Below are 14,254 nucleotides of genomic sequence, written 5' to 3'. Positions count from 1 at the left end.
TAACAGCTTAACAGTTACGACAGGGTTAAAAACGGCAGGGTGATGAGCTTGAGCTATGGCTTGCGCCCCATTTTCGAAAGCCTTGCGTATCAAGATGCACCGAGCCTGTCGGATACAAGCCGAGTCCAAAATTATAGCTTTGCCCGTTGGACTGCCAAAACTGGCAAAGCCCATCAAAAGTGCTTTCTATCGCCCATTTGTTGGCTTCATTTTCAGGGACCCAAATATCAATTGCGCCATTGGTCATGTGCTTACTCTCGCCTGCACCGCCCGCACAATCATTCAATGCAGGGTTTCGATACACGGAGCGTATCACTGTCGAATACGGCAAATAACCTTGTTTTTGCAGTTGCTGCAGCATTTGCAGGGTGGGCACAATATTTTGCCATAGTGACGCAGGCGGCACTTCATACGGCTCAAAACCGCAGCGGCGCGCATCTCTGGCACTCGTGATTAACTGATCCATCGGCGGAATGGTGCCTAATTGGCTTTGCAAGTAATTTTGATACGCCAACACTTCTGATTGTTGATAACTGTGGCTAGCTAACCAATCCTTAAAATCTGCATCATTGGTATAAACAACGTTACTATTGTATCGTGTGGTATTTTTGAGTGCACGATAGTCTGTTGTAGGTCGGGTTGTGTGTTGACGGTTGAGAATAAGACCGCGCATATTGTCATTCTGCGTGACAGTGGTATTTTTAGGGTTTAGCTGGGTTTGACGAACGATGGTTGTAGTAGGTTTTCGGTTATCGACGGGTGTGACGGGATGATTACAGGCGATAAGCAATGTCATTATCATCCCTGAGCCAACAATGCCTGTTAAAATCTTGGTTTTGGTATTCTGAGTCTTGGTAGTATTGATATTCTGGGTGTTGGCACTCTCGGGCTTGGCATACTTTGCTGTTTGCGCGTTGTCTTCGATAATGGTTGGTTTATTTTTGGTCTTGTTTTGATGTGTCATGGACTGCCTATTCACGTTTCGTCAAAATGGAAAAACACCATGGACTTATGAGCAACTGTCAAAAAAGTAGGCTTGATATGCTTAGGTAATCATGCCTACCTGATAATTATTTTCACTTAACTTAATTTTCACTTACTTAATAGTTATGTTCACTACATAATTAAGGTCAATTAATAGCTCACTTAATATAGTAACTTATTTCTACGAAACAAGTGTTATAAACTATTACATTATTAAGACTACCAAAATCACATTAAGCCATATAAACTATTGAGCCTATTTTTGTGTCTTTTTACAGACTTATTGTCACCGGGTTAATTTGATGTTTGGTGTGTATGGTAGATAAGATTGGACAGTACCGTTTTTCTAGGCAAGCTCATCACTTTGGTAATGACAGTCTACCCTCCTTTTGGCAGCGCGTGCATTTAGACCCTTGGTTATTGATGCTATTGTTCGTCACGGCTTTGTTTGGTTTAGCCATTTTATACAGTGCCTCTACTCAAGACATGGGAATGGTCATCCGTCAAACCATTAGTTTTACCATCGCGTTTGTGGTGATGATTGTCATGGCGCAAATCCCGCCCAGTCTTTACCGTGATTTTACCCCGTTTTTTTATGTGGGTGGTGTGGCGTTACTGATACTGGTCAAAATTATTGGTGAGGTGCGATTGGGTGCGCAGCGCTGGATTGATATTCCTGGGTTTGGTAGTGTGCAGCCGTCAGAGTTTATGAAGCTTGGCATGCCGATGCTCACTGCTTGGTTTTTATCCAAACGCGACTTGCCGCCGAGTTTATCGACAGTGCTTATCACGCTAGTGGCGATTGGTATTCCAGTGCTGCTAATTGCTGAGCAGCCCGACTTGGGTACCTCTTTATTGGTGGCGTCTAGTGGCTTATTTGTGCTGTTTTTATCGGGTTTACCTTGGTGGATGATTGGCTCTGCGGTGGCGCTGTTTATTCCCTTTGTTTTTGTGGCTTGGGAATACCTGCTACACGATTACCAGCGCAAACGTGTGCTAACTTTGCTAGATCCTGAAAGCGATGCCTTGGGGGCTGGATGGAATATCATGCAGTCAAAAACCGCGATTGGCTCAGGGGGACTCACAGGTAAAGGCTACTTGCAAGGCACACAATCTCATCTACACTTTTTACCAGAAGGTCACACCGATTTTATCATTGCGGCTTTTTCTGAAGAGTTTGGCTTAATTGGTGTCAGTTTACTGATGTTTTTGTATTTTTGTATTCTATGCCGCGCCTTATTTATTGCTTACTCTAATACTGCTGTCTATAGCAAATTACTCTCGGGCGCGATTGCTATGTCATTTTTTGTGTATGTGTTTGTAAATGCCGGCATGGTAGCAGGTATTTTACCAGTTGTCGGTGTTCCTTTGCCATTTATCAGCTATGGCGGTACTGCTTTAATTACTTTGATGGCAGGATTTGGTTTAGTGATGTCAATTGCCTCACATAATGTTAAATAATTCTTAGACTATTTTCGAAACTATTTTATTTGTAAATAAGCTATTTATAAACAATTATTTATGTAACTATTTATGTAATTGGGTATTTTTAAATGTAAAAAACGTAAAAGCGTTAGCATAAAAGATATCCTTTTTATGAGTAGTTTTAAACAATTATGATGGTAAAACTTAATAATTTTTACCGTTTATCTATTTTTTTATACCGTTTATCTAAATAAATCGTGATTTTAATCGCGTAATTGCTTATTGTGGGTCATCAAGATTGAACAATTACATACCGAAACAAAGTAAAATTTGTAAACTAATTGTTAAATCTCATAAATTTTCTTGGTGCCCTATAAGCGATTTGTATGCATGACATATCAAGGCTTATACGCTCCCAAATATGAGGCGCTCATTATAAAGAGCGATTGTTCAGAGGTCATTATGTCAAAGCGTCAATCGAATTTAGCTAATGTAGCGACGTTACTTTGCTTTTGTGGCGTAACGGCGCTTAGCTCAACTACCCAAGCAGCCACGAGCAATTTAGATCACGTACTTAATGAGTTAACCCGCCAGCACAACAATGCATCAGACTTAGTCAAATCAGCCCGCCAACCTCGTAACCTTGCCTTAGACAGCCAACTTATCAGCCAAGACACTTCACAAGCTAGCAAAGATTCAGACGTGTTAGAGCGTCTTTCTGCTGTTGCATCAAATACGGTCAATCGCTTTAGCCAAACGGGTGTCGCATCTTGGTATGGTCGTCAATTTCAAGGTCGTAAAACTGCCAGCGGTGATACTTTTGATTCCAATTCATTGACTGCGGCGCATCGCTCATTGCCAATGAACTGTTATATCAAAGTAACCAACAAATCAAATGGCAAAAGCGTTGTGGTAAAAGTCAATGACCGCGGTCCGTTTTCAAGCCATCGCGTATTAGATTTATCGTATGCCGCCGCCAAACAAATTGGTTTAGCAAGCACTGGCACAGGCAACGTTGTTATTGAACGCGTGGGTGGTCCAAACTAATATTAGCTGAATAGCATCTTTTAGCTTAATAGCAGCTTTTAGGTTAACTAGCAGCCTATCAGCACAAAAAAAGCATGAAATTGATTCATGCTTTTTTAATTGCCTTAACAATACTACCGCGCCAAATACTTGGTCATATCTTCAATACCATGCAAGGTCATCGGGTACATATGACCTTGCATGATATCTTTGATTAAGCCGATGGTCTGGGTGTATTGCCAGTAGCTTTGTGTCTCAGGATTGAGCCATGCGACTTTATCAAAGTGGTTAGTGATACGTTTTAGCCACGCCTGCCCCGTATCTTGGCTCATATACTCAACGCTGCCGCCGACAGATAACAACTCATAAGGCGACATTGCGGCATCACCCACAAAAATCACCCGATAATCACTGCCGTATTTGTGTAGCACATCCAATGTGGGCACCGCACTGGCATTACGGCGGGCATTTTCTGTCCAAACGTATTCATAGACACAGTTATGAAAATAAAAAAATTCAAGCGTCTTAAATTCGTTTTTAGCAGCGGCAAATAAGCGTTCACAGGCTTCGATATAGCTGTCCATACTACCACCGATATCAAGGAGCATGAGCACTTTTACACGATTACGGCGTTCGGGACGCATTTGCACATCGAGCATCCCCGTTTGCGCGGTTTTCTTGATGGTTGAGCCAATATCAAGCTCATCAGCCGCCCCATCACGGGCGAATTTACGCAGTTTTCGCAGTGCCATCTGCATCGAGCGCGTCTCTAGCTGGTTATCGGTGTCCAAATCGCGGTATTTGCGCTGCTCCCAAACCTTGACCGCGCTACGTTTTCGGCTTTCGCCGCCTACTCGTACGCCTTCAGGATGGTCGCCATACGCCCCAAATGGCGATGAGCCGCCTGTACCGACCCATTTGCTACCGCCTTGGTGTCGCTCTTTTTGTTCTTTTAGGCGTTCCTCTAGTGCTTGCATGAGTGCTTCAAGCGAGCCATATTTTTTGAGTAGGCGCCGCTGGGCTTCGGTGAGATTGTTGGGGTCAAGTTTAAGTTCCAGCCATTCTTTGGGGATAGCACCCAATTTTGCCATCAGCTCATCAATGTCGAGTGTATCAATACCTTCAAAATAATCCGCCATCGCACGGTCAAATTTATCAAAGTATTTTTCGTCTTTGACCATACATAGGCGAATCAGCTCGTAGAACGCTTCACGGTCGGCAAACACAATGCCTGTTTCTAGTAAGGCATAAAGATCTAGCAACTCACGGGTGGAAACTGGCACGCCATAAGTGCGTAAAGTGTAAAATAAATTAATGAACACTGTTTTCCTCTATTTGTAATTTTTATTCTGCCCAGAATACTACTACAATATCTTCTAAATAACCTTCGCTATCTAAGCCCTGTAACTCAATATGAAGATTTAAGTCTGGAAAATCTGAACGTAATTTCATGCCCCAAATATCAACCAAAATTTTCCCAACACACTCTAATTGTTTACGACTAATTTTATCGTAGCTTTCACCCATCATTCCTACAAAGTAATCTAAAAGATGTTGATGATTAAAAAGATACTGTAATTCAATAGTATCCAAATTTTTCCATTCGCCAGACTCTCTTTGCTTCTTAAGGTTTGGAATTGAATTTGCAAAAAAAACACCATTTTCAAATTTGGCAAACTTTGGAAAATAAATATGTGAAAAACCGATTATTAACTCTGGTGTTAAATGAGCATCTCCCCATTCCTCAACGCTAAAAGAGTCCCCATTTAATTTTTTCCAATCTAGCAATTCTGGAATTAAATCGATATCTTTATAACCGTAATATTCCATTAAATACAATCCTTTTTAAAAATTAGCGGTTTAACCTTAACATAAACCCCAATCTTTCCAGTAAGCTGACATCATTTTCATTCTTTAACAACGCCCCTGCAAACGGTGGTAAACTCTCGGTTGGCTCACTTAACTGCTTCACCGCCATATTTTCGCCCTTACCCAACTCATCTGCCATCAGCAAACTAATCCAATCTACCAATTCAGAGGTGGATGGCGGTTTTTTTAAGCCTTTGACTTCCCGCAGACCGTAGAACACCTTGAGCGCTTCATCCACCAAGTCTGCTTGTAGATTGGGGAAATGCACATCCACAATTTCGCGCATGGTTGCTTGGTCAGGAAAATCAATATAATGAAAAAAGCAACGACGCAAGAAGGCATCAGGCAGTTCTTTTTCATTGTTTGACGTGATAATAACGACGGGACGATGATCGGCGGTAATCGTTTCGCCAGTTTCATACACATAAAACGACATTTTATCAAGCTCATGCAGCAAGTCGTTGGGGAACTCTATATCCGCTTTATCAATCTCATCAATGAGCAGTACCACACGCTCAGGGCTGGTAAATGCTTGCCATAGCTTGCCTGCCTTAATGTAGTTGGCAATATCATACACGCGGTCATCGCCCAATTGGCTATCCCGCAGGCGTGATACCGCATCGTACTCATACAAGCCCTGTTCGGCTTTGGTGGTAGATTTGATGTGCCAAGTTAAAAGTGGCATACCTAAACTTTTTGCCACTTCTTCAGCCAGTAGCGTTTTACCCGTGCCAGGTTCCCCTTTGATGAGTAACGGTTTTTGCAATTTAATCGCAGCGTTGACGGCAAGCTTTAGGTTGTCAGTGGCGATATAACTATCGGTGCTTTTAAAACTGCTTTGGGTCACGCTATTTTGGATGGCAGCATTTGGCTGATGGTCAGACATAAAAAAACCTATGATAATCGTCAAAAATGAGTTTCAGACTATCATAAGTTTTAGGGAAAGTTAAGCTATAAGTAAAAGGTTAAGCTGTAAAACATTAAGCTATAAAAAGTTAAGCCATAACAGCTTGTTGGCTTATCACTATTATAAGTTAGCGGCTAGGCTGGCTCATATTAGCGTTATTTAGCGCATGTTTTTTGTTAGTTTTATCGATACCCATTCGAAGAATTTGCCAAATAAAACCTAAAATACAACCCACTGTAATGACAACCATAATGGGTAGCAACCCATTAAAGATAATTGCTGGATCTTTGAGTAAAATCCCATAAACCACTGAAATACTCGCTGGTGCGATGTCAGGCGGGGTGCCAAGGGAAGTGGTTGGCGTGAGCAAAATCGCAAATAGAATAATCCAACTCAAACCTGCAAGCGTTTTTGGCAAAATCCGTACCACTAAAATCCAAAGCAGTAATACCACAATGGAAAATCCCACATAGGCATATAAGGGTAATTTGTCTGGCGGCACACCTTGAACCAGCTGCGCCCACCAAATGATGATTTCGCCTAGCACATTACCGATTTGGTCGAGTGATAAAAATGCAAACATAATTTTGCCTTGCCAAAAATAGATAGATTATTTTAGCATGATTCAAATCATTTGGTTAAAATTTTGCTACTGCCACTTGTTCTGCTGTGCTTCTGCCATATTCAATTTTGCTTGGCGTAACAGCACATCTTCAGGCGGCATTTGCACAAAATACCCTTGGCTTTGCAGTTTTTCTAACACTTCTGCTTTATTGACCCGTGCAAGCTTTGGCGTATTCGCCAAATCCAAATGCATCACAAAGGTTTCGCGCCCAATCGCTTGACGAAAATCTTTGGGCAACACTGACAACCAGTCACGAATCTCGTCCGTGTCATTGGGATAATCTGGGCGAGCAATGTACACATACAGGTCATCTTTTTTGCTAAATTTATAAATATCGCAATGCATCATACAACCCTATTATTACTGTAAAATTTAAAGTGCCTCTATCATACCATAAAATGGTTTTTCTGAAATTAAACCCCTTTTTCTATTAGCGACTTTTGCTATCAGCCCTGTGTACTATTAATCTAGGCATTTCACCTGTTAGCCCATAAAAAAAGAGCAACTAAGGCAATTGCTCTTTTGGTGATAAAAGCTACTGATAATTTTGCGCTTTATAAAAGCTAATTAATGATGTTCAGTATCTGCAATCTGCGCTTGTGCCAACGCAGACAAGGCGGCTTTTAACATCGCTGATACAGTGCTTGAGCAAGTGCCGATACCTGAATAAATCTCACCTTCAATATTTAACTGTAAGTAAGCAACGGCATTGGCATCACTGTTGTTTTGGGTGAGCGGGCTTTGACTTTCAACCGTTAACGCATGCTCTGCATAGTTGATAACGTGAATATTTTTGTTCAATTTGGCGGAGATGGCATTGATAAAGGCAGACAACGGACCATTACCATTACCGACGACGTCTATGATATCATCCCCCATGCGCACAGAGCCTGTAAAGCTTACTGAGCCAGCCGTGTTTTTGATTTCATAATCTTGCAATGCCAAAGTAGATTGGTTCAAATAGGTGTTTTCAAACACGCTAATAACATCATCTGATGTCAACTCTGTCTGGCGACTTTCGGCTTCTTGCTGAATGACACGGCTAAAGTCAATTTGCGTCCAACGCGGCAAATGAAAACCAAAGTCACGTTGCAAGATATAAGCAACACCGCCTTTCCCTGACTGGCTATTGATACGCACGACATCCTGATAGCCGCGTCCGATATGAGCAGGGTCAATCGGCAAATACGCCACATCCCATAAGCCTTGGGTGGCTTCGGCATTTTGCTCGTTATAATCTAGCGATTTTTTGATGGCATCTTGATGCGAGCCGCTAAAAGCGGTAAATACCAACTCGCCTACATAAGGATGGCGTGGATGAATCGGCAACTGATTACACTCACTCACCACTTGGGCGATTTCGCTCATATTACTAAAATCAAGCTGTGGGTCTACGCCTTGGCTATACATATTCATCGCCATGACCATAATATCCATGTTGCCTGTGCGCTCGCCATTGCCAAAAAGCGTGCCTTCAATACGGTCAGCCCCTGCCATCAAACCCAACTCACTGGCAGCCACAGCACAGCCACGGTCATTGTGGGTGTGAAGACTCACAATCACATGCTCACGCATGGGTAAGTTTTGGCAAAAATATTCAATCTGATCGGCATAAATATTAGGCGTTGAACTCTCTACGGTTGATGGCAAGTTAAAGATTACCTTCTGACCTAAGTCCGGGCGCCAAACTTTACACACCTCATCACAGATTTTGACCGAAAAATCGACCTCGGTTTGTGAGAAACTTTCAGGAGAATATTCAAAAATCCATTCGGTTTCAGGGTATTCTTTTGCCAAATCACGCAACAATGTCGCGCCTTCAACTGCAATCGCAATGATGTCATCATAATCTTTTTGATACACTTTTTCGCGCTGCACTTTTGAGGTTGAGTTATATACGTGGACGATGGCACGTTTGGCACCTTTTAACGACTCAAAGGTACGGCGAATCAAATGTTCGCGTGCCTGCACCAATACTTGCAAGGTCACGTCGTCGGGTACGTGTCCGCCTTCGATTAATTTGCGGGTAAAGTCATACTCAACTTGCGCGGCTGATGGAAAACCAATCTCAATTTCTTTAAAACCCACTTGCACCAACAAGTCAAAGAAGCGCATTTTTTGTTCAATGCTCATCGGCTCAATCAAGGCTTGGTTACCATCTCGCAAATCCACCGACGTCCATATGGGCGCTTTGGTGATGGTTTTATCGGGCCAAGTACGCTGTGTCATCTTTGGTGCAAATGCAAAGGGTTGGTATTTTTTATGATTAAAAGCCGCGTTTTTGGGTTGTATTGACATGCTAATTCTCCAAATTTAATTTTGCTTAAAATTTTATGATGAAATTATATCTATTTTTTTGTAGTTGAAGTAACCAAATTTTGCTATAAAATACCTAGAATTTGATATTTTTGGCTACTACAATTATAGTGTGTAGTTAAAATCACTAATCCTGAGAATTTACTATGGCTTCATTAGATAAAATAGACAGACAAATTTTAGCGCTATTACGAGAAAATGCACGCATGAGTAACCTTGAATTGGCAGAAAGCGTAAACTTAAGTCCTACCCCCTGTGCGCGCAGAGTCAAACAATTAGAGGATTCAGGTGTTATCACGGGTTATAGTATCACCACCGACCCTAGAAAATTAGGTTATCAACTGTCAGTCTATATTGCCATTAGCATGGATAAACATACGGCAGAGCGCTTTAGCAATTTTGAAAAAAAACTACGAGAATTCCCTGAAGTGGTCAGCTGTAGTATTGTGACAGGGCGTAGCGAAGACTATCTTATCAAAGCTTTGGTCAAAGATATGGCGCATTATGAAGAATTTTTATTGCATCGTCTAAACCGTATTGAAGGTATCGCACAAGTGCATACCAGTTTTGAATTACGGCAAGTGTTTGAAAAATCAATCATCTGATTGGGTGTTAAAGGCTGTTTTAAACCCTATAAATAAAGAGAAACACTATTTATTGGTCTCGCTTATGTTACCCAGCCAAACAATAAAAAAGCCATTGATAACCAACGGCTTTTTTTATTGTCTAATCGTTATTTTTCCCAAATTCCCGATGTGATTTTGGCTTTCATGGCGGGGTATTTATTGATGTTAAAAACAGGATGCTTAACACCTGATTTGATTTGAGCGGAATAATCTTTTGCCAAAATAAACACATATTTTGACAACAGCACGATACTGACAAGATTAATGTACGCCATAATCGCCATCATCAAATCACCCATATCCCACACCATAGGCACTTCAGCCACAGAACCAAAATACACAAATGCTAGCACTAAAATACGAAATATATTTAAAATCATTGGATGATTCTTAAGATATTGCACATTGGTTTCGGCATAGGCGTAGTTGCCAATAATACTCGAAAAAGCGAACATAAACAGCACTACCGCTAGGAAAATTTGCGCCCATGAACCCACATGACTTTCTAACGCGGCTTGTGTCAATTGAATCCCTGTCAAATCAGCGGTGGGTAGTTTTGATAATAAAATGATAAACGCGGTACAAGAACAGACAATAATGGTATCCACAAAAACGCCCAAACTTTGAATAAGGCCTTGTGTGGCGGGATGAGGCACATCCGCAGCAGCAGCGGCATTAGGGGCAGAGCCTTGGCCAGCTTCGTTAGAATACAAACCCCGCTTAATTCCAAGCATCATCGACTGCGATACCAAACCGCCTAACGCCCCACCCGCTGCCGCATTAAACGTAAAGGCATCGGTCAAAATCAAATTAAATACCTGCGGAATCATGGTGATATTGGTCACAATAATATACAACGCCATCAGCAGATAAACCCCTGCCATCACAGGCACTAGCATTTCTGAAATGGTGGCAACCCGTTTTATCCCACCAAAAATAATCGGTGCAGAAATGATAACCAACAATAGTGCTACCACATGCTTACCCGTTCCCCATGAAGCACAGGTATTATCGCCCGTACAACCAACCGCCGATTGTACCGCTTGGGCGATGGTATTGGCTTGAATGGCATTATAAACCAAGCCAAAACACAAAATCAGACTTACTGCAAACGCCACACCTAGCCAACCTTGCCCTAAACCCTGACGGATATAGTAAGCAGGTCCACCTCGAAAATGCCCATTGGCATCTCGCACCTTAAATAACTGTGCCAGTGACGACTCAGCAAACGCCGATGCCATCCCAATCAAGGCAATAAACCACATCCAAAATACCGCACCTGGTCCGCCAACACTTACGGCAATAGCAACCCCTGCGATATTCCCTGTGCCGACACGACTCGCCAGCCCTGTCATAAACGCTTGAAACGATGAGATACTCTCACTATGCTCGTGATGTTCGGTGCTTCGGCTAGCCAGCAAATTCTTGACACTATGTCCAAATAAACGAAATTGAACAAACCCTGTCATGACGGTAAAAAACACGCCAATACAAATCAGAATCCACACCAACCAATCCCACATAGGTGAACTAACAATATTGACACTACAATGAATGCTATCCATCACACTTGCTTGCGCCAAGCAAGCTAAATCTTTGTTATACATCAACAAATCCCGCCTCAAAAATTGATAGCGGATAGTATCAATAAAGCAAACTTCTGGCAATGATTCGGCAAAAAAAAACGACACCAAAAGTGTCGTTTTTCCTACAGATTACGCTAACAAATTAGAAACGGTAAGTTGCACCGATTTTAGCGATTGGGTACCATTTTGAATAATTTGAATCATCCAAATCATTTTGTAAGTCAGATTTTAGACGATTATTATCAAATTTTGTAATTTCTTCACCGTTGGTATCTAGAACTCGTGTTTTAGCATCAGTCACTTTTAAGCCACCAGTATAAGCTGCACCGATTTCACCAAATACACCAAAGTTATTAGTGATATTAGGACGGAAACCAATAGTTAAGTATGGGTTCAAAGTGTTTTTATTTTCAGCTGACGCTTCAATGTTACCATAGTAAGTGTTACCATTGATTTTAACTGGTTTGGTTTCAGTTGCTTGTTTTTTCAAAGTGATTTCATTGTCACCAAAAATGGTACCAACACCAACAGTAAACCAATTTCCAGCTGGGCGTAAATTCACACCAAGATACGGATTGCTTGAATCTGTTTCTAAATCATATTCAACATCTTCAATTTCAATGGTGTCTTTTAAATCACCAATGTCGCCGCCAGCCCAACCAGCTACAAGTTCAGTTTTATCGTTTAGTGCCCAACCAATATTAGCACCATAACCTAAAGTACCTACTTCGGCACTGATAGCTGCTGGATGTGTTACGGTATCAAAAAACGTTCTAGTACCAGTAACTAATTGAGTTGTTGTGTTTTTTACTACACCTGCGTTTGGATCGTAGGTAGTAGTAGATACCGCAACAGGCTGTGCAACAACTTGTTGGTCAACAACTACAGTTTCAGCAAAAGCAGAAGTTGCGATTAAAGCAGCAGGAATAGCAGCTAATTTCAAAACTTTCATATAAATCTCCTAAGGACAGGATAAAGTAAATTTACCATTTCTCTTAAAAATCTAAAAGACTTTCAAGCGATGAATGATATATAAAGAAAAAGTAAATTAGTTGACATATTTTGTTACGTTTCTCTTAGGTATATTAAAACGTAATTTTTCAGCAATGTCTTTTAATTTTGTATAACTTTTCTATATGTTTATGTAATTACATAGGATGAAGTGTAATATTTTATCAAAAATGTTGCTTTTTTAAAAGACTTAAGTTGATGTTGCAATTAAGAGAATGACTTTTATGTTAATTTTTTTTACAATACGCCTATCGAGAGATGCTGCAGCTTAAGGTTCGCTTAATTTATATTCGCTTGCCTGCGCTAGGCTCGTTTTTTGTATTTTAACCAAAATGAATACAAAATAAATAACGGCATCTGCGTTTTTACTTTAACTTTTTTTACTGGTTATTAAGGAGTGGACGCAGTGTCCCTGTCTACCAATTCTACCGATTCAAATTTTTCTGATTACAAAGTTGCCGATATTAGCCTTGCCGACTACGGTCGCAAAGAAATCAAACTGGCTGAAACTGAAATGCCTGCTTTGATGGGCTTACGCCAACGCTACCAAGCCGAGCAGCCTTTAAAAGGCGCCAAGATTGTGGGCTGTATCCACATGACCATCCAAACTGCTGTCCTCATTGAAACGCTCGTGGCGCTGGGTGCTGAAGTACGCTGGACTTCTTGTAATATTTTCTCAACCCAAGACCATGCCGCTGCCGCCATCGCAGCAGCCGGTATTCCTGTATTTGCTTGGAAAGGCGAAACTGAGGAAGAATACGAATGGTGTCTACGCCAGCAGATTTTTGAAGGCGGTGAAGCCACGGGCAAGCTGTGGGATGCCAATATTATTCTAGATGATGGCGGCGACTTGACGGCGCTAATTCATAACGACTACCCGCAAATGCTCGACAACATTCACGGTATCTCAGAAGAGACAACAACAGGGGTACATCGTCTAATTGAAATGTTAAATGCGGGCACGTTAAAAGTACCCGCCATTAATGTCAATGATGCAGTGACCAAATCAAAAAATGACAACAAATATGGCTGTCGTCATAGCCTAAACGATGCCATCAAACGTGGTACCGATATGCTGTTAGCGGGTCGTCGTGCACTTGTTATCGGTTATGGCGATGTGGGTAAAGGTTCTGCGCAAAGCCTACGTCAAGAAGGCATGGTAGTACGAGTGACGGAAGCCGATCCGATTTGTGGTATGCAAGCTTGTATGGATGGCTATGAATTGGTCTCGCCATTTGTGGAAGGTGACCCTGCCAAAGGTGTCAACAATACCCTTATGCAAGATACTGACTTGGTGGTCACTACCACTGGTAACTACCATGTCTGTAATAGCGATATGTTAAAAGCCTTAAAAGCCACCGCAGTGGTTTGTAATATTGGTCACTTTGATACTGAGATTGATACCCAGTTTATGCGTGACAACTGGAAATGGGTGGAAGTGAAGCCTCAAGTACACCAAGTATATCGATCAGACGATGAAAACGATTACTTGCTTTTATTGTCGGAAGGTCGTTTGGTCAATTTGGGCAATGCCACAGGTCATCCATCACGTATTATGGATGGTTCTTTTGCCAACCAAGTATTGGCGCAAATGCACTTATTCAAAGAAAAATTTGCTGATTTGCCTGCGGACAAAAAAGCGGACAATCTATATGTCAAAGTGTTGCCAAAAAAACTCGATGAAGAAGTGGCAGCAGCCATGGTAGCAGGCTTTAACGGGGTACTGACTAAATTGACGCAGCAACAAGCCGATTATATCGGTGTGCCAGTTGAAGGTCCATTTAAACCTGATAGCTATAAGTACTAATAACTAGAAATACTATTTGTTAAAGGTTCAATCAAAGTCATGCTAATGGGCATGGCTTTTTTTATGCAGTTT

At 41.5% G+C, this 14,254-nt stretch carries 13 protein-coding genes; 4 read left to right on the top strand and 9 right to left on the bottom strand.

Features of this window, described 5'->3' with window-relative positions; genetic code table 11:
* Positions 1 to 25: 25 nt before the first annotated feature.
* On the bottom strand, positions 26 to 964 hold the full coding sequence (locus RT064_RS00460; protein WP_313060116.1) for a D-Ala-D-Ala carboxypeptidase family metallohydrolase: 939 nt from the start codon (positions 962 to 964) through the stop codon (positions 26 to 28).
* A 335-nt stretch (positions 965 to 1,299) separates the two neighbouring features.
* On the opposite strand from RT064_RS00460, the gene rodA reads away from it, so the two are divergent.
* Both rodA and RT064_RS00450 read left to right on the top strand, forming a co-directional pair.
* A complete protein-coding gene (gene rodA / locus RT064_RS00455; protein WP_135888146.1) occupies positions 1,300 to 2,445 on the top strand; it encodes a rod shape-determining protein RodA in 1,146 nt (381 codons plus the stop codon).
* Between the two features lie 426 nt (positions 2,446 to 2,871).
* The gene (locus RT064_RS00450) at positions 2,872 to 3,456 is read left to right on the top strand and encodes a septal ring lytic transglycosylase RlpA family protein (protein WP_160002027.1); all 585 of its coding nucleotides are present in this window, start codon (positions 2,872 to 2,874) and stop codon (positions 3,454 to 3,456) included.
* A 113-nt stretch (positions 3,457 to 3,569) separates the two neighbouring features.
* Here RT064_RS00450 and RT064_RS00445 read toward each other — a convergent pair whose 3' ends face one another.
* The 6 genes from RT064_RS00445 to leuA form a co-directional block, all read right to left on the bottom strand.
* On the bottom strand, positions 3,570 to 4,757 hold the full coding sequence (locus RT064_RS00445) for a vWA domain-containing protein (protein ID WP_313060109.1): 1,188 nt from the start codon (positions 4,755 to 4,757) through the stop codon (positions 3,570 to 3,572).
* A 22-nt stretch (positions 4,758 to 4,779) separates the two neighbouring features.
* Complete coding sequence (locus tag RT064_RS00440) at positions 4,780 to 5,265, bottom strand: hypothetical protein (protein ID WP_313060108.1); 486 nt, start codon at positions 5,263 to 5,265, stop codon at positions 4,780 to 4,782.
* Positions 5,266 to 5,287: 22 nt separating this feature from the next.
* The gene (locus RT064_RS00435) at positions 5,288 to 6,190 is read right to left on the bottom strand and encodes an AAA family ATPase (protein WP_313060105.1); all 903 of its coding nucleotides are present in this window, start codon (positions 6,188 to 6,190) and stop codon (positions 5,288 to 5,290) included.
* Between the two features lie 148 nt (positions 6,191 to 6,338).
* Positions 6,339 to 6,794: a resolvase gene (locus tag RT064_RS00430; RefSeq protein ID WP_313060102.1), complete on the bottom strand. Its 456-nt coding sequence runs from the start codon at positions 6,792 to 6,794 to the stop codon at positions 6,339 to 6,341.
* Positions 6,795 to 6,860: 66 nt separating this feature from the next.
* A complete protein-coding gene (locus tag RT064_RS00425; RefSeq protein WP_065263882.1) occupies positions 6,861 to 7,181 on the bottom strand; it encodes a YcgL domain-containing protein in 321 nt (106 codons plus the stop codon).
* A gap of 222 nt (positions 7,182 to 7,403) precedes the next feature.
* Positions 7,404 to 9,134, bottom strand: a complete 1,731-nt coding sequence (leuA, locus tag RT064_RS00420; protein ID WP_065252483.1) for a 2-isopropylmalate synthase — start codon at positions 9,132 to 9,134, stop codon at positions 7,404 to 7,406.
* Between the two features lie 164 nt (positions 9,135 to 9,298).
* On the opposite strand from leuA, the gene RT064_RS00415 reads away from it, so the two are divergent.
* Entirely contained in the window at positions 9,299 to 9,757 is a 459-nt protein-coding gene (locus RT064_RS00415; RefSeq protein WP_313060100.1) for an Lrp/AsnC family transcriptional regulator, read from the top strand.
* 128 nt (positions 9,758 to 9,885) lie between these two features.
* On the opposite strand, the gene RT064_RS00410 is transcribed toward RT064_RS00415, so the two are convergent.
* Both RT064_RS00410 and RT064_RS00405 read right to left on the bottom strand, forming a co-directional pair.
* Entirely contained in the window at positions 9,886 to 11,343 is a 1,458-nt protein-coding gene (locus RT064_RS00410; RefSeq protein WP_313060607.1) for an alanine/glycine:cation symporter family protein, read from the bottom strand.
* 163 nt (positions 11,344 to 11,506) lie between these two features.
* Positions 11,507 to 12,316 (bottom strand): hypothetical protein, encoded by an 810-nt coding sequence (locus tag RT064_RS00405; protein ID WP_313060099.1) that lies wholly within the window; start codon positions 12,314 to 12,316, stop codon positions 11,507 to 11,509.
* A gap of 471 nt (positions 12,317 to 12,787) precedes the next feature.
* Here RT064_RS00405 and ahcY point away from each other — a divergent pair, with 471 nt between their 5' ends.
* Positions 12,788 to 14,182: an adenosylhomocysteinase gene (gene ahcY / locus RT064_RS00400; RefSeq protein WP_313060603.1), complete on the top strand. Its 1,395-nt coding sequence runs from the start codon at positions 12,788 to 12,790 to the stop codon at positions 14,180 to 14,182.
* Positions 14,183 to 14,254 lie beyond the last annotated feature (72 nt).

Source organism: Moraxella sp. CTOTU49097, assembly GCF_032064105.1.
Classification (GTDB): domain Bacteria; phylum Pseudomonadota; class Gammaproteobacteria; order Pseudomonadales; family Moraxellaceae; genus Faucicola; species Faucicola osloensis_B.
This window is presented reverse-complemented; position numbering and strand designations above follow the sequence as displayed.